Source organism: Corynebacterium stationis, from assembly GCF_001941345.1.
Taxonomy (GTDB): domain Bacteria; phylum Actinomycetota; class Actinomycetes; order Mycobacteriales; family Mycobacteriaceae; genus Corynebacterium; species Corynebacterium stationis.
Map to the genome: position 1 here is coordinate 121,226 of NZ_CP009251.1, position 24,936 is coordinate 146,161.

Annotated in this window: 23 protein-coding genes; 11 read left to right on the plus strand and 12 right to left on the minus strand. The window is 56.0% G+C overall.

From position 1 onward, the window contains the following. Positions 1-41 precede the first annotated feature (41 nt). The 5 genes from CSTAT_RS00630 to CSTAT_RS00650 all read left to right on the plus strand — a co-directional run bounded on the left by CSTAT_RS00630 (position 42) and on the right by CSTAT_RS00650 (position 3,879). On the plus strand, positions 42-854 hold the full coding sequence (locus CSTAT_RS00630) for an ABC transporter ATP-binding protein (protein ID WP_075723747.1): 813 nt from the start codon (positions 42-44) through the stop codon (positions 852-854). Next, on the plus strand, positions 851-1,510 hold the full coding sequence (locus tag CSTAT_RS00635; protein WP_083640568.1) for an ABC transporter permease: 660 nt from the start codon (positions 851-853) through the stop codon (positions 1,508-1,510). The genes CSTAT_RS00630 and CSTAT_RS00635 overlap by 4 nt, the downstream gene beginning before the upstream one ends. Further along, positions 1,507-2,181: an ABC transporter permease gene (locus tag CSTAT_RS00640; protein WP_075722124.1), complete on the plus strand. Its 675-nt coding sequence runs from the start codon at positions 1,507-1,509 to the stop codon at positions 2,179-2,181. The genes CSTAT_RS00635 and CSTAT_RS00640 overlap by 4 nt, the downstream gene beginning before the upstream one ends. Positions 2,182-2,192: 11 nt before the next feature. Beyond that, positions 2,193-3,119 (plus strand): ABC transporter substrate-binding protein, encoded by a 927-nt coding sequence (locus CSTAT_RS00645; protein ID WP_075722125.1) that lies wholly within the window; start codon positions 2,193-2,195, stop codon positions 3,117-3,119. Between the two features lie 73 nt (positions 3,120-3,192). Beyond that, positions 3,193-3,879 carry an alpha/beta fold hydrolase gene (locus tag CSTAT_RS00650; protein WP_075722126.1) on the plus strand — a complete coding sequence of 229 codons (687 nt, stop codon included), beginning with the start codon at positions 3,193-3,195 and terminating at the stop codon, positions 3,877-3,879. Here CSTAT_RS00650 and CSTAT_RS00655 read toward each other — a convergent pair. The 5 genes from CSTAT_RS00655 to CSTAT_RS00675 form a co-directional block, all read right to left on the minus strand. Then, the gene (locus CSTAT_RS00655) at positions 3,876-4,403 is read right to left on the minus strand and encodes a GNAT family N-acetyltransferase (RefSeq protein ID WP_083640570.1); all 528 of its coding nucleotides are present in this window, start codon (positions 4,401-4,403) and stop codon (positions 3,876-3,878) included. The genes CSTAT_RS00650 and CSTAT_RS00655 overlap by 4 nt on opposite strands. Before the next feature lie 16 nt (positions 4,404-4,419). After that, positions 4,420-6,243, minus strand: coding sequence for an ABC transporter ATP-binding protein (locus CSTAT_RS00660; RefSeq protein ID WP_075722127.1), 1,824 nt, complete (start codon positions 6,241-6,243; stop codon positions 4,420-4,422). Then, positions 6,240-7,844, minus strand: a complete 1,605-nt coding sequence (locus CSTAT_RS00665) for an ABC transporter transmembrane domain-containing protein (RefSeq protein WP_083640573.1) — start codon at positions 7,842-7,844, stop codon at positions 6,240-6,242. The genes CSTAT_RS00660 and CSTAT_RS00665 overlap by 4 nt, the downstream gene beginning before the upstream one ends. A gap of 64 nt (positions 7,845-7,908) precedes the next feature. After that, the gene (locus CSTAT_RS00670) at positions 7,909-8,112 is read right to left on the minus strand and encodes a hypothetical protein (RefSeq protein ID WP_066792074.1); all 204 of its coding nucleotides are present in this window, start codon (positions 8,110-8,112) and stop codon (positions 7,909-7,911) included. Positions 8,113-8,447: 335 nt separating this feature from the next. Then, on the minus strand, positions 8,448-9,353 hold the full coding sequence (locus CSTAT_RS00675) for a hypothetical protein (protein ID WP_075722129.1): 906 nt from the start codon (positions 9,351-9,353) through the stop codon (positions 8,448-8,450). Positions 9,354-9,653: 300 nt separating this feature from the next. On the opposite strand from CSTAT_RS00675, the gene CSTAT_RS00680 reads away from it, so the two are divergent. Together CSTAT_RS00680 and metE are read left to right on the plus strand one after the other, a co-directional pair. Then, a complete protein-coding gene (locus CSTAT_RS00680; RefSeq protein ID WP_075722130.1) occupies positions 9,654-10,628 on the plus strand; it encodes a methylenetetrahydrofolate reductase in 975 nt (324 codons plus the stop codon). A gap of 9 nt (positions 10,629-10,637) precedes the next feature. Next, entirely contained in the window at positions 10,638-12,944 is a 2,307-nt protein-coding gene (metE, locus tag CSTAT_RS00685) for a 5-methyltetrahydropteroyltriglutamate--homocysteine S-methyltransferase (RefSeq protein WP_075722131.1), read from the plus strand. 22 nt (positions 12,945-12,966) lie between these two features. On the opposite strand, the gene CSTAT_RS00690 is transcribed toward metE, so the two are convergent. After that, positions 12,967-13,656, minus strand: a complete 690-nt coding sequence (locus CSTAT_RS00690; RefSeq protein WP_075722132.1) for an HAD family hydrolase — start codon at positions 13,654-13,656, stop codon at positions 12,967-12,969. Between the two features lie 101 nt (positions 13,657-13,757). Between CSTAT_RS00690 and CSTAT_RS00695 the strand changes: the two genes are divergently transcribed. The 4 genes from CSTAT_RS00695 (at position 13,758) to CSTAT_RS00710 (ending at position 16,552) form a co-directional block, all read left to right on the plus strand. Further along, a complete protein-coding gene (locus tag CSTAT_RS00695; RefSeq protein ID WP_079005632.1) occupies positions 13,758-14,294 on the plus strand; it encodes a peptidylprolyl isomerase in 537 nt (178 codons plus the stop codon). Between the two features lie 115 nt (positions 14,295-14,409). Beyond that, positions 14,410-15,063 carry a rhomboid family intramembrane serine protease gene (locus tag CSTAT_RS00700; protein WP_083640576.1) on the plus strand — a complete coding sequence of 218 codons (654 nt, stop codon included), beginning with the start codon at positions 14,410-14,412 and terminating at the stop codon, positions 15,061-15,063. Positions 15,064-15,690: 627 nt separating this feature from the next. After that, positions 15,691-16,035, plus strand: a complete 345-nt coding sequence (locus CSTAT_RS00705) for a PadR family transcriptional regulator (protein WP_228385289.1) — start codon at positions 15,691-15,693, stop codon at positions 16,033-16,035. After that, on the plus strand, positions 16,028-16,552 hold the full coding sequence (locus CSTAT_RS00710; RefSeq protein ID WP_075722133.1) for a DUF2812 domain-containing protein: 525 nt from the start codon (positions 16,028-16,030) through the stop codon (positions 16,550-16,552). Before CSTAT_RS00705 ends, CSTAT_RS00710 begins: the two co-directional genes overlap by 8 nt. A 143-nt stretch (positions 16,553-16,695) precedes the next feature. Here the strand turns inward: CSTAT_RS00710 and crgA are convergent, their stop codons facing one another. From crgA to CSTAT_RS00740, 6 genes are all read right to left on the minus strand, one after another. Next, entirely contained in the window at positions 16,696-16,971 is a 276-nt protein-coding gene (gene crgA / locus CSTAT_RS00715; protein WP_066792089.1) for a cell division protein CrgA, read from the minus strand. Positions 16,972-17,047: 76 nt separating this feature from the next. Next, the gene (gene pknB, locus CSTAT_RS00720) at positions 17,048-19,063 is read right to left on the minus strand and encodes a Stk1 family PASTA domain-containing Ser/Thr kinase (RefSeq protein WP_075722134.1); all 2,016 of its coding nucleotides are present in this window, start codon (positions 19,061-19,063) and stop codon (positions 17,048-17,050) included. Further along, positions 19,056-20,636 (minus strand): serine/threonine-protein kinase, encoded by a 1,581-nt coding sequence (locus CSTAT_RS00725; RefSeq protein ID WP_075722135.1) that lies wholly within the window; start codon positions 20,634-20,636, stop codon positions 19,056-19,058. Before CSTAT_RS00725 ends, pknB begins: the two co-directional genes overlap by 8 nt. Next, complete coding sequence (locus tag CSTAT_RS00730) at positions 20,636-22,051, minus strand: penicillin-binding transpeptidase domain-containing protein (protein WP_066792092.1); 1,416 nt, start codon at positions 22,049-22,051, stop codon at positions 20,636-20,638. The genes CSTAT_RS00725 and CSTAT_RS00730 overlap by 1 nt, the downstream gene beginning before the upstream one ends. Then, positions 22,048-23,388, minus strand: coding sequence for an FtsW/RodA/SpoVE family cell cycle protein (locus CSTAT_RS00735; RefSeq protein WP_066792094.1), 1,341 nt, complete (start codon positions 23,386-23,388; stop codon positions 22,048-22,050). The genes CSTAT_RS00730 and CSTAT_RS00735 overlap by 4 nt, the downstream gene beginning before the upstream one ends. Next, on the minus strand, positions 23,389-24,936 hold the full coding sequence (locus CSTAT_RS00740; protein WP_075722136.1) for a PP2C family protein-serine/threonine phosphatase: 1,548 nt from the start codon (positions 24,934-24,936) through the stop codon (positions 23,389-23,391).

The window sequence follows — 24,936 nt, forward strand, 5'->3', positions numbered from 1 at the left end:
TTCCAATTCTTTCTGTGCTTGTTGGCCATATACTGGTGCCTATGATCGAGTTTGAACACGTCACCAAGTCCTATCCGGACCAAACCGTGGCGGTAGCAGATTTCTCGCTTGCCATAGACTCGCATCGCACCATCGCGCTCGTGGGGTCTTCAGGCTCGGGTAAGACAACGCTGCTGCGCATGGTAAACCGCATGGTGGAACCTACCGCAGGCCGCGTGCTTATCGATGGCACCGATGTCGGAAGCGTTGATCCCGTCAAGCTGCGCCGCTCCATTGGATACGTCTTGCAGCAAGGTGGCCTGATGCCGCACCGCACGGTGGTGGATAATGTTGCTGCCGTGTTGCGCTTAAACGGTATGGCGAAATCTCCAGCGCGCGAGCGCGCGCTGGAAATGATGGACCGCGTTGGGCTTGACCGCGCGATGGCCAAGCGCTACCCAGGGCAGCTTTCCGGTGGCCAGCAACAGCGCGTCGGCGTGGCGCGGGCGCTGGCGCCGGAGCCGAATATTTTGCTCATGGATGAACCTTTCGGCGCAGTCGATCCGATTGTTCGCCGCGAACTCCAAGATGAGCTGCTGCGACTGCAGGCAGAGCTGGGCAAGACGATTGTTTTTGTCACCCACGACATTGATGAAGCATTCCGCTTGGGCGATGAAGTGGTGATTTTAAAGCCCGGCGGGGTCATCGCTCAGCAGGGCACTCCGACGGAAATTATGGCGCATCCGGCAGATGATTTCGTGCGCGGTTTCATAGGCAGTGACCGCGGGGAGCGACAACTGCGCATTGAAAAGCTTAATGGGCGAACGGTTGCCGTGGACGCCAACGGCCGCCCCGTCGGAGTGATAAGCCGATGATGTGGCTGCAGCTGAATTGGCCGCAGGCACTGGAGCTGTTGTGGGCGCACCTCACTCTAGCTATTCCGGCAATTGTGCTGAGCGCCTTAATCGCCATCCCCGTCGGCCGTTTTGCCTTTCGCAGCCCGCGTATCGGCGGCCCGCTGCTGAGCACCGCGACGTTGCTCTATGCCATCCCGGCGCTGCCGATGTTGATTATCGTGCCGGTGATTTTCGGTGTGGGGCTGCGCTCGCCGGCGACGATGATCATCGCGCTGACCGCCTACGGCGTGGCCCTTTACGTGCGCACCAGCGCTGATGCTTTCGGGTCCGTGGACCATACAGTGCGTGATTCCGCCATCGCCATGGGGCATGCCCCACAGAAGCTATTTTGGCAGGTAGACCTGCCCCTTGCCACACCGGTGCTCATCGCCGGATTACGCGTGGTGTCAGTATCGACCATTGGTCTGGTCACGATCGGCGCGCTGATCGGCGTGCAAAACCTGGGCACGCTGATGACTGACGGTTTCCAGCGCGGCATCGCCGGCGAAGTTGCCGTCGGAGTCATCGCCACAGTGCTTTTGGCGTTGGTGATTGACGCGGTGTTATTAATCATCGGCAAGCTGCTTACTCCCTGGACGCGCCGGGTGAAATCCACCAAGGCGGTGAGCGTATGAACCTTGTAGCTCAAGCCTGGCACTGGCTGACAGACCCTGCGCACTGGACAGGCATTTCCGGGATCCCGAATCGCCTGGCAGAACACATCACCGTAACCTTCGCGGCGCTGGTGGTAGCGGCAGTTATTGCCATCCCCGCAGGCCTTATCATCGGCCATACCCGCCGCGGTGCAGCGGTAGTCGGCGCGATTACCGGTGGTGTGCGCGCTATCCCGACCTTGGGCCTATTGACGCTTTTGGGATTGTGGCTCGGCATTGGCATCGAGGCACCATTTATCGCGCTGGTGGTCTTGGCCATTCCCTCGCTGTTGGTCGGTGCGTATTCCGGGGTGGAGGCCATCGACAGCCACACTCCGCAGGCCGCCCAAGCCATCGGCATGCGACCTGCCCAAGTGCTGCTCACCGTGGAATTGCCACTGGCACTGCCCGTGATCGTCGGCGGCATCCGCGCCGCGACCTTGCAATTGGTAGCCACCACAACCCTTGCCGCCTACACCGCCGATACTGGACTCGGCCGCTATATTTTCTCCGGGCTGAAAACCCGCGACTACGCGGAGATGCTCGGCGGCGCCGTGCTAGTCATTGCTGTTGCTATTATCCTCGAACTTATCCTCGCCACCTGTCAACGCCTCGCGCACCGCGTCGCTATTCCTGCTTCCCACAACCTCTAAGGACTAACCCCATGTTCTCTAAAAACCGTTTGACCGCACTTGCTGCACTCGCCGTTACCAGCGCCTTCGCTCTGACCGCGTGCGGTACCGACAGCAGCCCGTTAGAAGATGACGGAGCAACCAACGATGCCAGCGGTGATGACACCATTGTTATCGGCTCGCAGGATTATTACTCCAATGAGATCATCGCCGAAACCTACGCCCAGGCCCTAGAAAATGCTGGTTATGGTGTGGATCGTCAGTTCCGCATCGGACAGCGCGAGGCTTACCTGCCGGAAATCGAAGCCGGGGAGATTGACCTTTTCCCTGAGTATTCCGGGCCGGTCCTGCAGTACTGGGAGCCAGACACTGAAGCACGCTTGCCTGATGATGTCTTTGCTGCGCTGGAAGAAGCAGCGCCTGAAGGCTTGAATGTTTTGGACCAATCACCGGCCACGGATCAGGATTCTTATGTCATCACGCAAGAATTTGCCGACGAGTGGGGGATCGAAAACGTTGAAGACCTAGATAAAGTCACTGAACCCATGACCTTGGGTGCAAACTCTGAGGCGGAATCACGTCCCAATGGCCCGAAGGGACTTGAGGAGACCTACAGCGTTGAAGTGGGATTTGCACCGATCGAAGACGGCGGTGGACCACTGACTGTAAAAGCACTGCGGGATGGTGATATTCAATTGGCAATCATCTACACCGCTGATCCGTCCATTGAATCCAACAACTTGGTGTCGCTGGAAGACACCAAGGGCTTATTCTTGTCCTCTAACGTGGTGCCGCTGGCCAGCGACAAAGTAGATGACAAGGCGGCTGAAGTTATCAATGAAGTCTCCGCCGCGATGAGTCCCGAAGACCTGGTTTCTTTGAATAATCGTAGCGTCACCGAGCAGTTGCCCGCCGCGGAGATTGCCAAAGACTGGCTGGAAGAAAAGGGCCTGGTGTAGTCATGCCGGAGAAAGCCGCACACGTCATCCTTGTCCCGGGTGCCTGGATGGGCGGCTGGATCTGGGAGCCGACGTGCAGTGGCTAAGTGCCCGCGACATTGATGCGGAAACGATGACCCTTCGCGGCCTTGAACCCGGGTGCTCTGATGCCGATATTGCGCGCGTGAGTCTCGAGGACCACGTGCAGCAGCTTGTCGATGTCATTGAGCAGACCCGCGCCGACAAAGTCATTTTGGTGGCGCATTCCTATTCTGGGGTGGTGGTGGCAGCGGCAGCCGACCGGCTGGGTTCCCAGGTCTCCGGCATCATTCACATCGGCGCTTTCTTGCCTGTCGATGCCCACGCGCTCCTCGATAACTGGGATGATACCGATGATGAACGCGCGCAAGAAAAAGCAGATATCGAGGCCGCCGGTAACCTGTGGCTTGTGCCCACGCGTGAGATGCTCGACTACGTTGACGACCTCACCGATGCCGACCGCGACTACCTAGCTTCGAAATTCACGACGCACCCTGGCCGAACGGTCCTTGATGCAGCGCACCTATCGTCGCCAGTGGAAGAACAGCTCACGACTTATGTCGCGCTGTCTTTGAAGGATGATTTCGATACCGCCTGGGAGGATGCTCCCGCCGTTGCCAGATCAGCTGCCACCTGGCAGCGCCGCAGCTTAGTGAGCGGCCACTGGCCGATGGTCTCCGACTTCGACGAGACCGTCACGCTCATTGAAGAAGAAATCCGCCATTATGGGAGTTCCGCTTAGAAACGTTTCACCAAAACGTAGTGGCCTTCGCGCTCACCGACTTGTTCAAACCCTAAGTGGAAATACAGGCGGTGAGCGCGTTCATTTGCCGCGGCTACTGACAGGGAAATACCGGGAGCGCCCATCTGGCGGGCGAGTTCCGTCGCGGCCTCCAACAACGCGGTTCCGATTCCCTCACCCTTGTAGCGGTTTTCCACCGCCAAGGCGAGCTCGGGGATACCTTCTTCGACGTGGCCGAAACCGTGGAATTCACCGCTACCCCAGTTCAACCACACGCCACCAGCGGGGATGTGCCCGCGCCAAGCGATGAATCCGCCTTTCTCTTCCGTCCAGTTCTGCAGATAATAAATCCAGTCGCGGTCAAAATCTGCGGTGACCTCACCAAGTTCGTCACCGAAGGTATCGGTCAGGAAATTTAATCGCGACAGGTACGTGCGGTCTGATTCGGTGGCGACGATCAGGACCAAGTCATCTTCTGAACTGCTGTCTGGACTGCTCTCGGGAGTGGAATTCATGCGCACCATTTTATCGTGCACGTACCTACTTGCCGTGCTCCCATTGGGCATACGCGCGAGCGTAGTGCCCGTCGAGGGCAATGAGTGATTCGTGGTCGCCGTCTTCGATGATTTCGCCGGCTTCCATAACTAGGATGCGGTCGGCGACGCGGGCTTGATCGAGTCGGTGCGCCACGACCAAGGTGGTGCGGCCGCGGGCGACAGCGCGCGCGGCGGACTCCAAGGCCTCGGCGTGCTCGCTACCTGCTTCGGAGGTTGCCTCATCCATGATCAGCACCGGGGGCTGGCGCAAAAACATGCGTGCCAAGGAGATCTGTTGGGCTACCTCGGCGCCGACCTCGGGGTTTCCGGCACCGATTTCGGTATTCAGCCCCTTCGGCAGCCAGCGATCCCAGGCCGGAGTGCCGTGGCGCAGGCCGACGGTGGAAAGTGCGGTGAGCAGTTCATTATCGCTGGCATCGGGTTTGGCCAGCAGCAAATCATTGCGCAAGGTGCCTGAAAATAGGTGCACGTCTTGGGTAATCAACGCGACGTGCTGACTGATCCAGACATTGGGAACCGTGGCGGTATCTGTGCCATCGACAATCATCTTGCCGGCAGTGGGATATTGCAAGCCCGCGACCAAAGCAGCCAAAGTCGACTTACCAGCACCCGATGTACCGACCAGCGCGGTGGTGGTGCCGGCCTTGAGGGTGACGGAGACATCGGAAAGCACGTGCGCGCCGCCGGGGTAGGCATAGTCCAAGCTTTTAATCTCTACCGTGGGCTGGGGTTTTACGGTGGGAAGCTCGGTATCGGCGACGATGTCATCGTCAGCAATCTTGCCCAGCGCAACAGCGCGGCCCAAAGCAGTTAACGCGTGCTGGATATCGCCAGCGGAAAAGAGCAGGGTAAATACGTGCATCTCCAAGCGCATGACCAATAACACCGCGGTAGCGGCCTCACCCACGCTCAACCAGTTGGCGGATACCATCGGCATGGACATCACCAAAGAACCCAAGAGCAAAAAGCCAAAAGCGATGCTGCCTTGACCCATGATGCGGTTAAACAGCGGCAACCTATCGCCCCAGGCCTGCACCGTTTCCCAGGAAACATAATCCATGCGGCGATGTGCCCAGCGCATCAGGCGGAATTGTCGCAGGGTCTCAAGCGCGCGGATGCTATCGAGCAACACATTATTGCGCTTAGCTTCTACCGCGGAGACCACGTTGGTTACCGCAGGCACATCGCGGATGACCTGCTTAATCCACGGCCACATGATGATTGCAGTAACAATCATCAACACTAAATACGCCGGGTGAATCAAGACCAACGTCACCGCGGTAACGGGGATAAAAACCAAGGTGACAATCAACCGGTCACCAGTATGGCTAATGGTAGAAACCGTCGTATCAATATCTTTGGACAACCGCGTAATCACATTGCCGGTACCCAGCTCCAAAATACGTGGCACGGGCGCGCGCATCACGGCATCGAGAGCCGTTTTGCGCAGGTCGATGCTCAACCGACGCGTTGCCGTATTGATCAAAAAGAGGTTGAGCGCGCGCCCGATGGTTTCGATGACTAAAGCAATGGCGAAGATGATCATCGCTAAGCTCACGGCGTCTTTCCCGGAACCTAAAATAGTGCTGCTGCCACCGGAGATGAGATCGACAATCGAGCCAATCACCGTTGCGCCGATATTCATCGCAGCGGCCGCGGTGATAATCGAAGCCAGAGTGAAAATGACTTGGTAGCGCTTCGGTGCCGAAGGCAAAGCCTTAATGAAATTCCAGATTTCTTTGCCACCGGCAGGAGCCAGCGCATCAGCTTGGCGCACCACGGGTTTAGATTGTGCAGGTTTTGTCATCGTGTCACCACCTCATCAGCGACCGCTGCCCAGGACGGTGAGGAAGAAATCACGATGGTCATGCGCCCTGCACGCAAACTAGCCACGCGCCGGGCCACGGTTGCCAGCGTGATGGAATCTAATCCCGTGGTCGGTTCATCCAGCACCAGTACCTGTGGGTCATAGGCGAGTGCGCGCGCTAAAGCCACGCGTTGGCGCTGGCCGCCAGACAAGTTCAGCCCGGCCTCACCAATGCCCGTGGTAGGTAATTCACCATCCTCGCCAAAGCCGCCAAGTCGAGTGACAATATCGTGGCAGGCCGCGGCATCGAGTGCCTCATGGACCTGTTCTAGCGAGAAGCTTCCTTCGGGGTTGATATTATCCGCCAAGGTTCCTTCCAAAACCGATACTTGGTGCGGTGGGCACAGCGCGCCCATGGAGCCGAGCAGTTTAATATCCTCCGCAATGCGGTGCCGGCCGTCAACCGTCGTCGGCTGCCATACCGTTAGCCCCTTATCCAGGTTGAATGCCGTAGCAATAGAATCCGTGTTGCTACCTGTGGAATTGGCGGGGATGGGTTGCGGCTGGAGGTCATCGACAAGCGATGCGATACGCTGCGTCGATGCCAAAGCCCGGGCATAGAACTGGGTGAGAAAGCCCAGCGCATAGCCTGTCGATGTCAACGCCGGCGGCACCAACATCACGATAGTCATCAGCGCACCGGTGGAAATTTCCCCGGCATAAGTCTGCGTGATGGCATATAACACCAGCGCAATCGCCCACATGGTGGGAACCAGCTGGCGCACAAGCGTCGTCCACGACAGCGTGCGGACCTCTTTGAGCATCGAATCCAGCGCTGCCTGCGACACCTTGGCGAAACGCTGCGACACGATATCGCCGGCACCTAAGCCTTTGACCACGCGGTTGCCCTGGGCGGCATCGGTGGCCAAGCTAAGCGCGATATTGTCATTCGCACGGCGCGAAGCTGTGACTTTGGTCAGCGACTTGGCCGTGAAATAGGAAACCAGCATGGTCAACGCGACGCCGACAGGCAAGGCCGTGGCGACAACCGGCGAGGACGGCGCGATGACGATGACGGCACCAACGACATAGCCCAACATCATGACGGGGAAGTTGAGGATTTCTTTCAACTGCCCAATGTTGTTGCTGTCCTCATCCATGGTGTTAAGCAGCCGGCCGGGGTTAAGCCCCTGGGTGCGGCTGCGCAGCAGTCGTTGCAATAGTCCTAGGCGCAAATCATGCGTGGTGCGCGCGGTGCCCACTTCTGTAAAGGCATCCGCGGTGGACTCGGCGACCCACTGAAACCACAACAACAAGATGGTCAGCAAGACTGGCACGAGAAGCGATGCCCAGGTTAGTTCCCGAAAGACATTTTCAGTGGCGTAGCCAATCACCGCTGACACCGCCGCGCCGACGGGGGCAGAAAGCCCCATGCTTAGCAGCGTCATCCACACGCTGGTGGGATGCATCCCTAGAAGGGAAAGGCTTGCGCGCACGGGGCTGTCCCACCGCGTGGCGTTGATGTCGTAGGAGCTCGGCGGTGAATCCTCCGGCACATACCACGCCCACGTTCGCATCCGTGGGTACTTCGGTGCACTCATGGTGCTTTAGTCTAGGCCTTTGGCCGACGATACACAGCAAAATTTCTGCTGCGAAATGCACTAATTAGTGCATGGTGTAGCGCTCTACATCGGCGCCATTAAAGACCTGCTCATAGCCATCAGAGTCGACGGAACGGAAATCGCTAGAGTTCTCAATAGCTTCCCGGAGCAAATCAAGACGAGCAGAGCTGTCTCCAATTACCGCGCCGGCTGGGAAGTAGTGAGTTTTTCCATTCTTGAGGTTGACGGTAAGTGTTTCGTAGCTCATTGAAATCGCAGCCTCCAACTGGGCAAGGAACGTGGCGTAAAAAAGAAAACCGATTAACCCCACGGAAAGCAACCATGACGCTAATGCAGTTATAGGGTTCTATCACGACTTTTAGAAGTGTTTGGCATAATTGAACCAGCGGCCGACACCAACTGCAATCAAGTGGGATCTACATTACGTTTGGCCCACCCCCAAAATGGCGATCAACCAGCGCATCTCAAGCAGCTGAGATGCGCGAAAGGTGGGATCCGGGTGGGGAGGGTGTGCGGTGTAGTTAAAAAGAAGAACGCCCCAGGAAAACCTGGGGCGTAAATCTTCGCGCGGAAGGCTAGGTGCTACTTCTCGTCGCCTTCGAGGCGGTGCTTGCCTTCGTCCTCGGAGTCATCGGTAACGCGCGTGGTGTCGATGTCTGAAGCTTCGGCGCTCTCGGCCCCTTCGGTGCCATTCGCTTCGGTTTCGGATTCGGCCTGTTCGCGGTGCGCGGCAAGCTGCTCTTCTAAAGAGTTGAGCAATTCCTCATCGCGATCTTCGGCACCTTCTTCGGCCAGGTTGCCGGCTACCTTGGTAGCGCCGGAGACAGGAGCGCCTTCCTTGACGTCATCTTCGGTGGTGGAGGTGTAGACCAAAGTGGAGCCGGTTGCGTCTGGCTCGGACTTATCGGCGAAGTCTTCCACGCGCGGTGGAACCTCACCCGGGGTGTCGTTGCGGCGCAGGAGGTAGTAGACACCGCCGAGAACCGCAGCGATCAAAGCGAGGATGCCGGCGATGGAGAAGAAAGACTTGGTTTTCGACTTCTTCTCTTTGCCCAGCTTCTTATTCAATTTCTTCGTGTTCTTATTCGCGGTCTTTTCCAGCTGCTTGCGTTTGGCTTGCGCCGCCTTGGTGGCCTGGTTGCGTGCCTTCTTACGCGTTGAGCGGGTGGCCTTTTCTGCGCGGTCGCCGAAGTCGGAAGCGGCGGAGACCAAGCGTTCGCTGGCCTCTTCGCCACGGGAGCTAAATTCCGCCAAAGCGCGCTCGATGCGGTCGTGCGCTGCCTTGGTTACGGCACCGGCCTGCTTGCGGGCTTCGGAAAAGTTGGATTCCGCGTCATCGCTGAAGTTATCCGCGTTTTCTTTAACGTTGGAGGCTGCCTCTTCTAAAGCAGAGTAGGCCTGCGCCGCCTTTTCTTTGCGGTATTTGTTGAACTGGCCCCACAACGAGGATGCGACCTTCAACGCTTGTTGCGCTGCGATGGGATTCATATCCTTCTAACTCCTTTACTTCCAGCGAATTCTTTAATCGTGGTCTCTTCCACTACTTAGATACCCACAGTAGTTGTCTTTGTCATGGCTGTGGGGTCAAAACACAATAAATTCTTTACCCCCAAGCCCCAAAATAGACAGCTTGGTATATTTTGCGCAGATTTTATTCATGCTGGTTTGGGGCATTTTGCAAGGCAGCGCAATTTCAAAGGTAACACCATTAAAAACACCTAGTGCAAAAAGTGAACAGCTTGGTACATTTTGGGTACTTGCACATCAACTACCAGCACAGGAGGAATCATGGTGCCACGCATGTCAGCATCTGCGCCGCTCGATTATCTTGAGCTGGACCCTGCCGGACACCCACGTGTGGAAAACAAAGAGCAGGCTTTTTCCCGTACCGCTTTGTCTTTTGAAGTCATCCCCCGGCGGCATGACGCAGACCAAGCAAAAATCGCGAACCTACTTCAGGTACTGGGAAGCTATAACCCGGACTACATCGCGGTAACTAGTTCCAAGCGTTCGGGATGGTTAGAAGGAACCGCGAAGTTCATTGAGCAGATTTCTTCCACCACCACCATGCGGCCTTTGGCGCACTTGGCCTGCACGGCAGGGGACAAGCGCGAGCTCATTAGCTGGATCAACGTGCTTGTCGATGCCGGGGTGCGCGGTTTCCTAGCCCTTCGCGGCGACTTGGAGCCCGGGCAAACCAGTCTTCCAGAAGGCTACTTGCAGCACGGGGATGAACTCGTGCGGCTTATCCGCCAACTAGAAGGGGAGCAGGCAGCACGCTTTGCCGCAGGTCGACTCGCCGTCGCGGTGGCGTGTTACCCCAATGGCCACGCAGAATCAGCAAATGACGATGAAGATTTCGATGTCTTATTGTCCAAACAGCGATCGGGTGCAGATTTGGCTATCACCCAGCTGTTTTTCGATGCCGAAGACTACCTAAAATTCGCGCAACGCGCCCAGCTGGCGGGCGCCAAGATGCCGCTGATTCCGGGAATCATGCCGATCACTTCGCTCAAACGAGCCCAGCGAATGGGCGAGTTGTCGGGGCTTAAGGTGCCGCCAAAGCTCATCGACAAGCTCTCGCGTGCCCGCAGCCCGGATGAGGAATATGCCATCGGCATGGCACACACCGTGGAACTTGCCCAGGCAGTTATCGCGGCGGGCGCCGGCTGTTTGCACATCTACACCCACAACAATGCAGATATCACCCAAGAATTACTGACTGCGATTGGCATTACGGCCAATAGCACCATCAAAAGCTAAGGAAAGCATATGACCAACCAACCCACTTCATTTCCAAAGGCCACGATTGAGGGCTACCCACGCGTTGGGCCACAGCGCGAGCTGAAGAAGGCACTTGAGGCATTCTGGGCAGGCAAGATTGACCAGGAAACCTTCGAATCCGCGGCACATTCCCTGCGCGTGGACACCTACGCCCGCCTGAAGGACTTGGGCCTCAATGAGGACTACGCCATCCCAGCGGACGTTGCTTATTATGACCAGGTGCTGGAGACTTCTTTGACCGTGGGTGCAGTAGGCGGCGACGCGGCTGAGGTTTCTTTGGAAGAGGAATTTGCTTTGGCTCGCGGTAACTCCGAGCGTGCACCTTTGGAGATGACCAAGTGGTTTGATACCAACTACCACTACATCGTTCCAGAAATCGCTGATGGCCAGAAGTTCGTCGCGCGCCCGCAGCGCATCGTTAAGCTGGTGGAAGAAGCTCGCGCCCAAGGTCACGCTGTGCGTCCCTACCTGGTTGGTCCAGTGACCGTTCTTGCGCTGTCCAAGCAGGCAGAAGGCTCCAACGGCCAGCCACTCGAGCGCCTAGATGAGCTGGTGGAGTCCTACATTCAGGTTCTTGCAGCGCTTGCCGATGCCGGCGTCGCCTGGGTCCAGCTCGCCGAACCAGCTACCGTTGCTGACTTGGCCGTTGCTGATGACGCGCAGATCGCCGCGCACCTGGAAGCTGCCTACACCAAGATTTTGGCGGCCGAGAACCGCCCACAGGTATACCTGACCACGCCTTATGGCTCCGCACGCGCCGGGCTGGATGCACTGACCAAGGTTGCGCCAGAAGCACTGCACGTGGACTTGTCCGTGGGCACCCAGGCACTGGATTCCGACTATGTTAACCGCGTGAAGAACACTGTCGATACTGCCAAGACCCAGCTGGTTGCTGGTCTGGTCGATGGCCGCAATGTGTGGGCAGGCAATCTGCGCGCACTGCGTGAGACCTTCGAGCAGTTCGACGGCGCATCCGTATCCACCTCAGTATCGCTGCAGCATGTTCCACACACCGTGGAAGCAGAGCCTAACTTGCCTGTTGATGTCGCCGCATGGTTCTCGTTCGCCAATGAAAAGATCGGCGAAGTTGTAGCTTTGGCTGCAGGTCCTTTGGGTGCGGCAGAAGCTTATGCTCGTGCCGACCGTGCAGTGCGTACCCGTGCGGAATCTACTCGTACCCACAACCAGCAGGTTGCTGACCGCACCGCGGCGCTGCCAAAGGGCCAGGTGCAGCGTGAGCCTGCATTTGCGGAGCGCCAAGAAGCACAAAAGGCGCTTGGTTTGCCGGCACTGCCAACCACCACCATTGGTTCTTTCCCACAGACCTCCGATATTCGTAAGGCCCGCGCTGACCACCGCGCCGGCAACTTGACCGATGAGCAGTACGTTGAGGAACTGCGCAAGGAAGTTGCCAGCGTCATTGAGCTGCAGGAGTGCCTCGGCCTGGACGTTCTGGTTCACGGCGAGCCAGAGCGCAACGACATGGTGCAGTACTTCGCGGAGCTTCTCGATGGCTTCGTGGTCACCGAAAACGGCTGGGTCCAGTCTTATGGCTCCCGTTGCACCCGTCCACCAATCGTGGTTGGTGATGTCTCCCGTCCAAAGGCTATGACCGTGGAGTGGGCTAAGTACGCACAGTCACTGTCCCAGAAGCACGTCAAGGGCATGCTCACTGGTCCAGTCACCATCTTGGCGTGGTCCTTTGTGCGTGACGATGTCCACCAGTCTGTCTCCGCTGACCAAATCGGCGTGGCGTTGGCTGATGAGGTCAAGGACTTGGAAGAAGCCGGCATCGAAATCATTCAGATTGATGAGCCAGCACTGCGTGAGCTGCTGCCACTGCGTGAAGAAGACCGTCCAAGCTACCTGGACTGGGCCGTGCGCTCCTTCCGCCTGGTGTCTTTGGATGCTGCGCCAACCACACAGATCCACACCCACCTGTGCTACTCCGAGTTCGGTCAGATCATCGACGCTGTTGCTGGTCTCGACGCCGATGTCACCTCGATTGAGGCTGCACGCTCCCGCATGGAGCTGCTGCAGGATATCGATGAGAAGTTCCACTCCGAAATCGGTCCTGGCATCTACGACATCCACTCTCCACGTATTCCATCCGTGGCTGAGATGGCCGAGCTTATCCGTGCAGCACTCAAGCACGTTCCGCTCGAGCGCCTGTGGGTCAACCCAGACTGTGGACTTAAGACCCGCGGCTACGAAGAAACCGAGCAGTCCCTGCGCAACATGGTGCTAGCTCGCGACGAAGTCGCCGCAAACCTCAAGGTTTCGGTTAACGCTTAAGCGGAAGGCGAAAGCCTGAGAATTAAGCCCTAAACACCAGCTGGCTGAGTGAGGAAATTACCTCCCGGTCAGCTGGTTGTGGTTCTGGCTGGTGCGAAAGCCCCTGGTAGAAGTACACGCCGGTCAAGCCTGCTTGGCGGGCACCTTCGACATCGTTAAGCCAATTGTCCCCAATTAATGCGGTGCGCTCCGGACTGGTGCCAATCTTTTCGCAGCCTAGCGAATACGCACGTGGTCGTGGTTTTGGTGCATCGTAATCTACTAGTGGAATTAGTTCCACACCCTCAATAACTAAGTCGCCGGCGCGGACTTTACCCTCCTGCATCTCGCGGCCACCGTTGGTCAAAATACCCACCTTCTTGCCTGCCTTCAAGGCGCTGTGGATAGTCGGAATGGCGTCCTTGAATGCAGCCCAATGTGCTTGGTATCCGCGGATGAACCCGGCGTAGAGCTCGGTCGCTTCCTCATCGCTTAAATGCAGCTGGCCAGTAAATTCCTTTGCGCGTTCGCGGCGCTGTTGCGGATGAGAGAGGTCTCCGCGCTCATAGCGTCTTCCCCATTTGTGCTCTAATTCGGACCAGCGTTTGTATTGCCCAGTTGGCAAACCCAGTTCTACACACCAAGCATCGAGGCCTTTATTCGATGCACCGGTGTGATCCATGAGCGTGTCATCCAAGTCGAATAAAATTCCGTCGTAAGCAGCTAGATTCATACTTTTAGTGTACAAAAGTTAAAGCCTGAAAGTAGGGATACTGATCGCTGTGCGCGAGCAATCCCCGGTACACATGCCACGGCTTTAGAACTTTGTTTACAATGGCTGTCATGACTCAGAAGACTGCAACTGCAACGCTGCACACCAACCTCGGTGACATCGTCATCGACCTGTTCGGTAACCACGCACCAGTAACTGTTGAAAACTTTATCGGCCTCGCAACCGGTGAGAAGGAATACTCTGCTCAAAACGCTAAGGGCGAGCAGACCGGCCCGTTCTACGACGGCGCTATCTTCCACCGCATTATTGATAACTTCATGATCCAGGGCGGCGACCCAACCGGCACCGGCCGTGGTGGCCCTGGCTACCAATTCCAGGATGAGTTCCACCCAGAGCTCACCTTCGACCGTCCATACCTGCTGGCTATGGCAAACGCTGGTCCTGGCACCAATGGTTCCCAGTTCTTCATCACCGTGGCGCCAACCCCACACCTCAACAACCACCACACCATCTTCGGTGAGGTCACCGACCCAGCTTCCCAGGAAGTTGTGGCTAAGTTGGCAAAGGTTCAGACCGACCGTATGGACCGCCCAGCTGAAGACGTTGTCATTGAGTCTGTGGAGATTGCACAGGCTTAATACCCTGATGAGCTAACTTCTCATCGTTATTTTCCCGCGTGAGCGCGCTCTATAGTTGAAACTGTAGAGGAAGCCCACGTGGGTTTTCTAGTTTTATCTCGAGGAACTCAAATTCATGCAGACGTGGCTGAAATCCTTTTATCGCACTGCTCCCGCAACGCTGATCATCACTAGTGCGTGCATTATCTTGTGGCTCGTCGCGGCTTTTCAGGCGCGCTCTCTGACGAACGTCTTCAGCAATTCTGAGCTCGTGCACGCCATGATGGTCTGGGGGCCTGCATTCGAGATTGCAGACCACTGGTGGACTCCGCTGAGCTACGCGTTTATGCACCTGGATATTGGCCACCTGACGGTGAATATGTTCATGCTGATGCTCATCGGCCGTGAGGTTGAACGTCACTTCGGCACTGTGTTGTTTGTGGCGTTGTATCTTTCGGCTTCGATTAGTTCGGGACTGTTGATTCTGACCCTGGACTTCATGTCATCCACAGCCGGTGCCTCTGGCGCGCTGTTCGCCCTCATGGTGCTGCTGATATCCGTTTACCGCAGCCGCGGTGCCGACCTGCGCGCGCCCATCGTCTTAGTTGTGGTCAACGTGGCCTATACCTTCCTCACGACTGGAGTATCGCTCTGGGGGCATCTTGGTGGGCTTTTCGCCGGTATCATCTTGGCACTGTGCGTTAACCGCAAATCACCAGTTATCCACTGGGTCGGCATCATCGGCCTGCCCGTCGCTGCGTTCTTTTTATACACAGGGGTTGGAGCTTAAACCCAACAATCATTAAGGCGTCTTCCACACAACGTGGAGGGCGCCTAATTTGCTCGCATTGGCACAGGGTTGTGAATTGTGCCGCCCAGTGAGACGCGGGTTGTGTGCATTTGTGTAATTTATGCCCTGAGCAGGGCAGTGGGGATAACTACGGCATGTTATCCACGGGGACGTGTGTGCGAAAGTAATTCACAATAGTTATCCACATTGTGGATAACTACACGTGTGTAATTGTCGAAAGAAAACGCGAATCGAACATATAAAACGCCAGGTATTCCGATCTTTTGCATATTTTTCGAAACTTCAGAGCCCTGTTAAGACAGTGAGAAAAGTTATCCACAGGCTGTGTGTAAACCTGTGGAGAGTCGAATTCCACAGACTTGTCCCCAGCCTGTGGATAACTTTGTGCACGGGCGGTGTAAAACCGTGGATTACTCCGGGTTTTCACGCCGAAATGGCATGGTGTCCACAAAGGGGAAAATTTTTAACGCTTCTGAACAGCAGAAACCGTGATTTTCTCAACCCTGTTTTTGTTTTCTACCTTGTGTACAACTCGGTTCTATGCTTATCATGTCATTAAACGATATATCAGTTAGCGATATAGCGTTGAGCGATATAAGGAGATGAATGATGGCGAGAAAGCCCGGCTTGGATGAAGGAAACCTTCCAGAAGCGGCGTTCTTTATTTTGCTGGCTGTGAGGAACACCCGTCACGGGTACTCAATCATGCAGCACTTGGAAGAACGCTCAGGCGGATTAGTCACCATCGGTCCCGCGTCGTTGTACACAACGTTGAAAAAGCTCGCCGATGCTGAACTGATTGAGGAAGTTGATTCCTCCAACAACCGCCGTAGCTACCGCATGACCGCTAAAGGAATGGAAGTTGCAACCAAAAATGTCGAGCGCCGCCGGCAACTAGTCGCAGCGGCGGAGAAACTGCTTAACGAAGAGATAGGAGAAGATAATGGCTAAGCGTTGGAGCGGGGGTCTCGCTTTTAGTCCGGAGCGCGAACTGCAAGTATTTCGCGAGATGGCGCTGAAAGGTGAACATCTAACAGGTACAGCGATGGCTGGGCATGGCTGGGAGTTTACGCCAGGTGAGAAAGAAGATGTCATCTTTGACATGACTACCGAGCCGGACGCAGATGATGATTTTTTCGCTATGTGCAAGCAAGCTGGTTGGACCCACGTTCTGTCTGTGGCAGATACGCACATCTTCAAAGCTGCCCCCAGCACCGTTGCATTGCACACCGATGAGCAATTGGAGGTGGAAATTCTGAAGAATCAGCGCAATAGGTTTGCCAAGGCCTCAGCGGTATCCGCAGTTCTATTCATTGCGGTCTTCTTACTTATTGCAAACGTTGAGTTTGATATGGTCCTTGAAATCGCAATCATCGTCGCATCACTATTGCCGGTAGTTTACACATGGATGCCTCTGCTCGGCTTTCAAACCAAGCTCATGAAGGCTCGCAAGCAACTAGATGAATAGCAAAGCAATTCCCATCCGAAGGTCATTCTAACGAGGATGTTCGGCATGGCTCTTATACGCAGGGATGAAAAACGACAATGAGCACGGTAGGTAATCCACCATGCTCATCGTCGTTATGTTTATAACGTTAACGCCAACTGCAGCTAACGCCAGCCCATGGTCATGAGTAGACCAATGATGGCAAGGCCGAAGCCGATGCCGTAATTCCAAGGGCCGAGGGCGTCCATAAACGCGATCTGTTCGCCGGCGAGGTAGTTGACAACAATCCAGGCCAGGCCAATGAGCATCAGACCCAGCATGACAACGATGTACCACTTTGGGGTGCCCTCAGCATTAACTTTTACCGGGGTGCGGTTTGCTGCGGAACCGGCGGTAGACGGTGCAGGGGTCGAAGATGGGTTGTACTTTGACTTTGGCATGGGCCTTTATCAACCTTTTCGCGAATGATATTACGACTAGTATCTCTATTGTGGAATCAAACTCTACCAGAGCAACTTAGGGGATAAGTTCCCGGAGATTAAACTCCCACAGACGGACTGCGATATCGGCATCGCGGCGGACAGAGTCGCCTTCGCTTACCGATGCCCACGCGATCAAATCACTATCAACCGCCGAACCAGTATTAACTGGGCGACCAATATTGAAAGTGCCGGACCAGCCAGCATCGCGCAACGCTTCCTCGGCCTCCTCAGGGGTCTGGCGGACCAAATCCGGAGCAACAATGAGCTGGCCATTCGAAACGCGTACTGTCACGGTGCTATCGGCAGGAATCTCATTGCCTTCATCGGAGACTGAAAGGACTTGTCCATCTGTTTCGGTGGAGTCCACGTTTTCTACCTGAACATCGAGGCCCATGGCATCCAAGGTGGAGCGGACATCTTCAATGTCTTGACCCACCAGATTCGATGGCACACGGATCATGCGTGGACCAGTACCAACGGTCACCGTTACCCGGGAACCACGGGAGAGTTGCGAACCAGCAGGCGGATTCTGCTGGGTAACCCGTCCGGTGTTATCCGCGCTGGATTCTTCTTCTTCGACGCTGTCAGACATGCTCAGGCCGGCATCGGAAAGCGCACGCGAGGCGTCTTCCAAGCTTAAGCCGACGACAGATGGTACCTCAGTGATCTCGCGTCCCGATGACACCGTGAGAATAACCGTGGAATTGCGCTGCAACTGCGAGCCCGGTGCCGGATTAATGCGAATCGCATTGTCACGGGCAATATCGGGATTAGCTTCCTCATTAACCGTGACCAGTAGATCAAGATCTTCTAATTCCGCAATGACTTCACTGCGCGGACGATCTTCCACATCCGGAACGGTGACCATGTTAGCTTGCGCCTGCTGGTCTTGTTCCTGCTCCGCTTGCTGTTGCTGCTGGGGAGTATTCCAATAATCAAAGGCAAAACCGATGAGCAATCCGGCTAGCGCGATCGCCAAAATAATGGCGATCCACTTTATCCATGGCCGTGATTTACGGGCACCGTCGCGCTCGTTGATATCAGCAGAGGCCACACCAGGCGCGGCAACGGGTACGCCAGCTGCTGCTGGCTGCGGATCCATCGTGGTGGTTGCAGGATGAACCGCTGCAACACGAGTGGAATCCTCCGGCTGGCTGTGCGCCGACGGTTCATCGTCAGCAATGTGCATTTGTGCCGCGCGGGTGACATTGCCAGAGCTCATGCGCTCTAAATCGGCACTAAATTCCTGCGCGGACTGATAGCGATCCATCGGATCTTTGGCCATCGACGTCAAGACCACGGCGTCCAAATTGACGCGTTCGGTCGGTGTTAAAGAATCTGGATCCAAAGATTCCGACGGCGCATTGGGCTCTTCCTGGACGTGTTGGTAAGCCACGGCGAAAGGAGTTTCGCCCTCGAAAGGCGCATGACCGGTGACGGCTTCGTATAAAACGCAGCCCAAAGCGTAGACATCGGAACGCGCATCGGCGGGTTTTCCCTGCGCTTGTTCTGGCGAGAGATACTGCGCCGTGCCAATAACCGCTGAGGTTTGCGTCATCGCCGAGGTGGAATCATCCAACGCGCGGGCAATGCCAAAGTCCATGACTTTGACCTGTCCCGTGTTGGTGATCATGATATTGGCAGGTTTTACATCGCGGTGAATAATGCCCGCATCATGTGAGGCCTGCAGCGCATGCGCCACCGGAATGAGCACTTGTGCGGCTTCGCGCGGTGACAACGGTCCATCTTCGCGCACGAGATCGCGCAAGGTACGCCCGTGGACTAATTCCATGACGATATAAGGAATCGCCATCCCATCTTCATCGGCCTCACCGGTGTCATAGACCGCGACAATATTGGGATGGTTCAAACGCCCAGAATTTTGAGCCTCTTTGCGGAAGCGTTCCCGGAAATTAACATCGCGGGCCATTTCTGGACGCAACATTTTGATGGCTACGTCACGGCCGAGCAAGGAGTCGGTAGCACGGTAGACCTCCGACATTCCGCCAGTGCCAATGACGTCGCCTAAACGGTAGCGATCATTAACCATTGGCACCTCCTTCAAGGTTGTTTAAGATATCGTCAATAATATCCTCACCAGGATTTCCTTCCTGGTTACCTCCGGCGTTTCCACCATTGGTGTCGGTGGGTTGCTCCGATCCTCCATCATTGCCGCTGTCGCCGCCAGGGTTGGAGCCGTTATCTCCGTCCTCGCCGCCACCGCCAGGCGTTGGCGAACCGCCGCCACCCGGCGTGGAGTTGGAAGGAGGAGTATTAGTTGGCGAAGGTGAACTGCCAGTTGGCCGTGACGTACGCGTTGGCGAAGGGCTTGAAGAGTCGGTCTCGGTTTGAGTATTGGTCTCTTCGGTTTCTTCTGGTTCTACTTCATCTTGAGTGGGCTCATTTTCCGGGGTGACATATTCCGTCACGATGGAGGGTGCCGTAGAAGTAGTCGGCTGGACGTCGCTGTCATCGCCGCTAAACATCGTGGCTGCATAAAAGCCGCCGCCGACTAGAGCAACAGCGAGCGCTGCAATGCCAACGCCGATCCCGAAATTCTTTCCCGCGCCAGACTTCGTTGCCGTCTTCGCGGGCGCCTGCGTGCTGCTTGTTCCGGAAAGCGCTGCTGCCTCTGGGTCGGTAGCAGGATCTGCGGAAACCGCCGGGTGAATAGTGGTCGGGTTAGTGGTCTTGCCCAGCATGGCCGTAGCTGCCGTTGGTGAAGGCTCCGGCGCGATGAGGTTATTGGGCATTGCCTTCGGCTGCGGTGGGCGCTTGCCCAAACGCACAGCCGAAACCGCCAACGCCAGTTCATTGCCACCGGCATAGCGAGTGTTCGGATCCTTGCGCAAGGTAATCCCGATGAGCTCGCGTACCGGTGCAGAGATATTTGTCGACAGTGGTTCGGGCGCCTGGCTGATGTGCGCCAACGCTACAGAGACAGATGAATCTCCGGAAAAAGGACGCTCGCCGGCGAGCATTTCATAGCCGACGACACCGAGGGAATACACATCCGATGCTTCGGTGACATCCTTGCCTTGGGCTTGTTCCGGGGAGACGTATTGGGCGGTGCCCACGACCATGCCGGTACGGGTCAGCGGAACCGCAGCGGCAGCTTTTGCAATGCCGAAGTCGGTGATTTTTACCTGACCATTTTGAGTAATCAGCAGGTTGCCCGGCTTGATATCACGGTGGACCAGATCCATCCGGTGGATGATCGATAGCCCATGCGCGGTTTGCTCGAGCACGTCCAAAGCCAAAGACTCCGGCAGCATCTTCTCGCGCGCTAAGAGATCCGCGAGGGATTCACCGCGCACGTATTCCATGACGATGAAACAAAAGCGGTAGCCCGAAGGGTCTTCTACTTCGCGGTAGTCATAGGTTTTAACGACGTTGTCGGAATCAATATTTTCCGCAGCATCTGCTTCATTACGAAAACGGGAGAGAAATTCTTCGTTATTGGAGAACTCTGGGCGCAAAACCTTAAGTGCGACTTCGCGCTCATTGCGGACATCATCAGCTAGCCACACAGTAGACATGCCGCCGTGGCCGATGATCCATTGCAGCACATAGTCAGAACCGATCAGTGATTGAAGTAGTTCCTGGTTATCAGCAGTATTCACTACTGGCCACCTCCGTAGCTATCCAGGATCGCACGCCCAATCGGCGCCGAGACCTGGCCACCGGTGGCAGATTCGCCCAAGTTGCCACCATTTTTCACTACAACGCCGACAGCAATGTCGCGGTCTGGGTCAAAGGCGACGTACCACACGTGCGGTGGCAGGCCATCGCCGTGTTCGGCGGTACCGGTCTTAGATGCATAACTATTGCCGTTATAGCCGCTGGTGTTGCGCTCGGAGGCGTACATCAAGTCGGTCAAAGCATTGGCCACGTCTTCATCGACAGCTGTCGATGCTTCCTTTGGCGAGGTAGTCCGAATCTCATTCATCGTGGAATCGGTAATGCGGTTGACCAAATAAGGTTCCATGCGCACGCCGCCATTAGCGACGGTGGCAGCCATGCCCGCTGCCTGCAGTGCAGACATAGACACATCGCGCTGGCCGATGGAGGACTGGCCCACGGAGGCATCGTCAGGCATCTCGCCGATATTGCCCGCTGCGGTTTCAACTCCGATATTGGATTCCTGGCCAATGCCAAAGCCTTCGGCGTAGCTGCGCAATTCATCAGCGCCGACATCCATGCCCATTTCCACAAAAGCGGTGTTACAGGACAAGGAGAAAGCAGTGGTCAAAGTAACCTGCTGGGAGCCGCCACAGACTTGTCCGGCGTAGTTGGTCAGTTGGGTATTGGTGCCCGGCAAGGTGATTTCAGAAGCACCGGTCAGGGTGGAATCTGGGCTGTAGCCATTGTTAAGACCTGCCGCGGTGGTGATGATCTTAAAGATCGATCCCGGTGGCAGGGTTTCCTGCGTGGCGTGGTTTAACAGCGGGTTACCTTCTTGTTCTTGCAGCTGAGCCCACTGGTCATCGATGTTGTTGGGGTTATAGGACGGGCTAGACGCCATCGCTAAAATCTTGCCTGTCGATGGCTGCAATGCCACCGCAGCGCCCTCATATCCAGGCTGGGTGAGCTGGTCATAAGCAACCTGCTGCAGCTGTGGATCGATGGTGACTTCCACGTTGGCACCGTCTGGCTGCTCACCGGTGATGAGATCCATGAAGTTGCTCGTGATCAGCGAATCATCGGTGCCATTGAGGATGTTATTTTGCGAAGCCTCAAGCTGTGAAGCGCCGTATTGCGTGGACAAGTAGCCCGTGACCGGACCCCAGGCAGGCGAATCGACGGGATAAGAACGCGAATAAATGCCGTCCTCATTGGCGGTGGATTGTGCCAAGACGGTGCCGCCGGCGAAAATTTGTCCGCGCGCGACGGTTTGCATGTCATAAAAACCGCGTTGGTTCTTCGGATTATCGGCGTACTTATCCACGCTGAATGCCTGCACCACCGTCAAGTTAATGAGCAAGATGATGGTCAGGATGATGGAGAAAAGCGCGGTGACGCGAATTGATTTGTTCATGAGCGAACCTCCGCCACTTCGGCGTTGTCTTCGGGCGCAGCAATCTCGGCCTGAGGCCTGCGGGCGGTATTAGAAATACGCAGCAAGATAGCCAATAGGATGTAGTTCGCCATCAAGGCAGAACCACCGGCGGAAATAAATGGAGTGGTCAAACCGGTCATCGGCAGCAGCGCAGAAATACCGCCGGTGACGACGAAGACCTGAATAGCAACAGTCAAGGACAAACCGCCGGCAACCAACTTGCCGTAAGAATCGCGTACACGCATCGCGGTATTAAAGCCGCGAGAGACGAGTAGCGCGAACAAGATCAAGACTGCAGACAGGCCGATAAGTCCGAATTCTTCACCGATGGCGGCGAGGATGAAGTCGGAGTGCGCAACCGGCACTAATTCTGGGTAGCCGTTGCCAAGGCCCGAGCCGGTAATACCGCCGGTGGACATGCCAAAGAGTGCTTGGGAGAGCTGGTAGCCGGTGTTGTCGTAGTTTGCCAAAGGATCGAGGAAGTTGGAGAAACGATCCTGGATCTTGTCAGAAATCATGTAGATGCCGGTGGCGCCGACGGCGACCAAAATGATGCCGATGAGCAACCAGGACACACGCCCGGTGGCCATAAATAACATGCCCAGCACGGTGGAAAATAGCAGCAGTGCAGGGCCGAAGTCATTGGAGACACCCATGATGACAATCGCGATTGCCCAGACAATCAGAATCGGAGCTAAGTCGCGCAGACGCGGCAGGGAAATGCCTAAGAAGCGATAGCCAGCGACGGTAAATAGCGAGCGCTTTTGTACCAAGAGCATGGCGAAGAACAAAAGCAGCAAAATCTTCGAGAACTCACCCGGCTGAATGGAAAATGGTCCCAGCCAAATCCAGATGCGGGCCTCTGCGTCTGGTGGCTGCGGCCACACCAAAGGCAGTGCGAGCAGTACGATGCCCACGACGCCCAAGAGGTAGGAAAAGCGGGTAAAGACTTTGTGGTCACGGACAATAATCAAGACCGCGGCAAAAAGCACAAGACCGACGATGGTCCACATGACCTGGCGCGATGCCAAGGTAGTCTCTTGCGCAATATCGATGCGCGCAAGCATTAATAACCCGATGCCGTTAAGTACTGCAACGATCGGCAACATGAGCTGATCCGAATGCGGCGCGAGGAAACACAGCACGATGTGCGCGCCAATGAGTACGCCCAAAAAGCCGCCAATGATCCACAGGATCTCTGTGGTGAGTTCATTGCCTTGGGATAATTCCAGGCTCACCAAAGTGATGGTGAATACGGCGGCTGCCATAATCAGCAGGGTGAGTTCAGTCCAACGACTGTGAAACTCTTTGAGCATTTAGTTCACCTCCCGGCAGTCAATCCCCGGGGTTGACCGGAACTTGTCCTTGTCAGTGGTAGATTCGCGGCACTTAGGCAGTGCGCGCTCGGATAGTTGGGTCAGCTGTGATTGCACCTCGTCATAAGAACCTGAATCTAGGTTGCCTACGGCGCTGCGTTCTGACGGCGGTAGATCGGTTAAGGAAAACGCTTGCGTGCCAGTTGGGCATGAGTTTCCGGCAAGCTGCAATGCACCGTCTTCGCGCAAGCAGGCCACTTGGTAGTCCTTGTTGAGCGGGCGCCCGAACAGTTCCATATCAATGCCCTGCATGATGCGGATTTCCTCGTTGCTGGCATCCGTGTCTTCGGACGTAGTGGAAGCTTCCACAACCGCAACGTAGTAGTTGTTGTTGAGGTAATTCTTGCTAACCCACCACACGCCCGCTACGAGCGCAATGATGACCAAGATAGAGACAATCAACGGCCAGCCGAAGAATCTACGGCGTCTGCCAGGCTCCTCATCTGCTGGTTCAGCATCCGCGGTGCCCTCGGCATCATCGGCATCGACAGGGTTGGTGGGATTGCCACCGGTGGGAGAAACAGTCGAGCGAGGAGCACCAGCAGCCGTGGCTGGGCCCGAATAAGGCTCAATGACCTGCGGGCGACGGTTTAAGGCCGCTGCCCGTGACGCTGCCGAATCAGGGTGCGTGGGCTCCGGAACTTCACCGGCGATCGCACCGACCATAATGGCCTGCGGATTAATTACTGGGGACTCCTCAGAGGCCGCAAATTCGGTGGTATCAGCATTAGTTGATTGCGCAGCTAGAGCATCTAGCTCTGCTACTTCTTCCTCGCTAGCTTCCACAACATCGGCCAAGACAATGGTGACATTATCTGGGCCACCAGAGCGCAAAGCTAGTTCAACCAGCCGGTTCGCAACCTCTTCCAAAGAACCTGCTACTAGCGCGCTTTCAATGGTGGACGCGGTCACCGGATCCGATAAACCGTCGGAGCACAATAAGATGCGGTCGCCTGGCTGGGCATCAAGTAAAAACAGCGTTGGTTCAACATCGCGGCCGTTATAAGCCTTTAAAATCAAAGACTTCTGCGGGTGCGAGGTGACGTCTTCGGGGTCTAACTTGCCTTCATCGACAAGCGACTGCACATACGTGTCATCCTTGGTGACCTGCTGCAACTTCTTATCACGCAGCAAATAAGCGCGGGAGTCCCCGGCATGGCACACAGCGAACTGGGAGCCGTTAAACATCATCGATGTCAACGTCGTACCCATGCCATCCGTTTCCGGATGCTTCCGGATGTGCTCTGCGATAGACCAGTTGGCCTCAGCCGATACCGTGCCCAACAGCGCTAACATGTCATTGTCACGCGGGTTTTTATCCAACCCCATCAAGTGCGTGATCATCAGCTGCGAGGCAACTTCACCAGCAGCGTGGCCACCCATACCGTCGGCTAAAGCCAACAAGTATGGTCCCGCATAGGCAGAGTCTTCATTATTACCGCGAACCAAACCGCGGTCAGAAGCAGCAGCAAAATTAAGCTTTAGCAT

What these genes read in the sequence shown, in the direction of transcription:
- CSTAT_RS00630 (WP_075723747.1), top strand. Translation starts at nt 42, where the DNA reads ATGATCGAGTTTGAACACGTCACCAAGTCCTATCCGGACCAAACCGTG.
- CSTAT_RS00635 (WP_083640568.1), top strand. Translation starts at nt 851, where the DNA reads ATGATGTGGCTGCAGCTGAATTGGCCGCAGGCACTGGAGCTGTTGTGG.
- CSTAT_RS00640 (WP_075722124.1), top strand. Translation starts at nt 1,507, where the DNA reads ATGAACCTTGTAGCTCAAGCCTGGCACTGGCTGACAGACCCTGCGCAC.
- CSTAT_RS00645 (WP_075722125.1), top strand. Translation starts at nt 2,193, where the DNA reads ATGTTCTCTAAAAACCGTTTGACCGCACTTGCTGCACTCGCCGTTACC.
- CSTAT_RS00655 (WP_083640570.1), bottom strand. Translation starts at nt 4,403, where the DNA reads ATGGTGCGCATGAATTCCACTCCCGAGAGCAGTCCAGACAGCAGTTCA.
- CSTAT_RS00660 (WP_075722127.1), bottom strand. Translation starts at nt 6,243, where the DNA reads ATGACAAAACCTGCACAATCTAAACCCGTGGTGCGCCAAGCTGATGCG.
- CSTAT_RS00665 (WP_083640573.1), bottom strand. Translation starts at nt 7,844, where the DNA reads ATGAGTGCACCGAAGTACCCACGGATGCGAACGTGGGCGTGGTATGTG.
- CSTAT_RS00670 (WP_066792074.1), bottom strand. Translation starts at nt 8,112, where the DNA reads ATGAGCTACGAAACACTTACCGTCAACCTCAAGAATGGAAAAACTCAC.
- CSTAT_RS00675 (WP_075722129.1), bottom strand. Translation starts at nt 9,353, where the DNA reads ATGAATCCCATCGCAGCGCAACAAGCGTTGAAGGTCGCATCCTCGTTG.
- CSTAT_RS00680 (WP_075722130.1), top strand. Translation starts at nt 9,654, where the DNA reads ATGGTGCCACGCATGTCAGCATCTGCGCCGCTCGATTATCTTGAGCTG.
- metE (WP_075722131.1), top strand. Translation starts at nt 10,638, where the DNA reads ATGACCAACCAACCCACTTCATTTCCAAAGGCCACGATTGAGGGCTAC.
- CSTAT_RS00690 (WP_075722132.1), bottom strand. Translation starts at nt 13,656, where the DNA reads ATGAATCTAGCTGCTTACGACGGAATTTTATTCGACTTGGATGACACG.
- CSTAT_RS00695 (WP_079005632.1), top strand. Translation starts at nt 13,758, where the DNA reads ATGGCTGTCATGACTCAGAAGACTGCAACTGCAACGCTGCACACCAAC.
- CSTAT_RS00700 (WP_083640576.1), top strand. Translation starts at nt 14,410, where the DNA reads ATGCAGACGTGGCTGAAATCCTTTTATCGCACTGCTCCCGCAACGCTG.
- CSTAT_RS00705 (WP_228385289.1), top strand. Translation starts at nt 15,691, where the DNA reads ATGATGGCGAGAAAGCCCGGCTTGGATGAAGGAAACCTTCCAGAAGCG.
- CSTAT_RS00710 (WP_075722133.1), top strand. Translation starts at nt 16,028, where the DNA reads ATGGCTAAGCGTTGGAGCGGGGGTCTCGCTTTTAGTCCGGAGCGCGAA.
- crgA (WP_066792089.1), bottom strand. Translation starts at nt 16,971, where the DNA reads ATGCCAAAGTCAAAGTACAACCCATCTTCGACCCCTGCACCGTCTACC.
- pknB (WP_075722134.1), bottom strand. Translation starts at nt 19,063, where the DNA reads ATGGTTAATGATCGCTACCGTTTAGGCGACGTCATTGGCACTGGCGGA.
- CSTAT_RS00730 (WP_066792092.1), bottom strand. Translation starts at nt 22,051, where the DNA reads ATGAACAAATCAATTCGCGTCACCGCGCTTTTCTCCATCATCCTGACC.
- CSTAT_RS00735 (WP_066792094.1), bottom strand. Translation starts at nt 23,388, where the DNA reads ATGCTCAAAGAGTTTCACAGTCGTTGGACTGAACTCACCCTGCTGATT.
- CSTAT_RS00740 (WP_075722136.1), bottom strand. Translation starts at nt 24,936, where the DNA reads ATGCTAAAGCTTAATTTTGCTGCTGCTTCTGACCGCGGTTTGGTTCGC.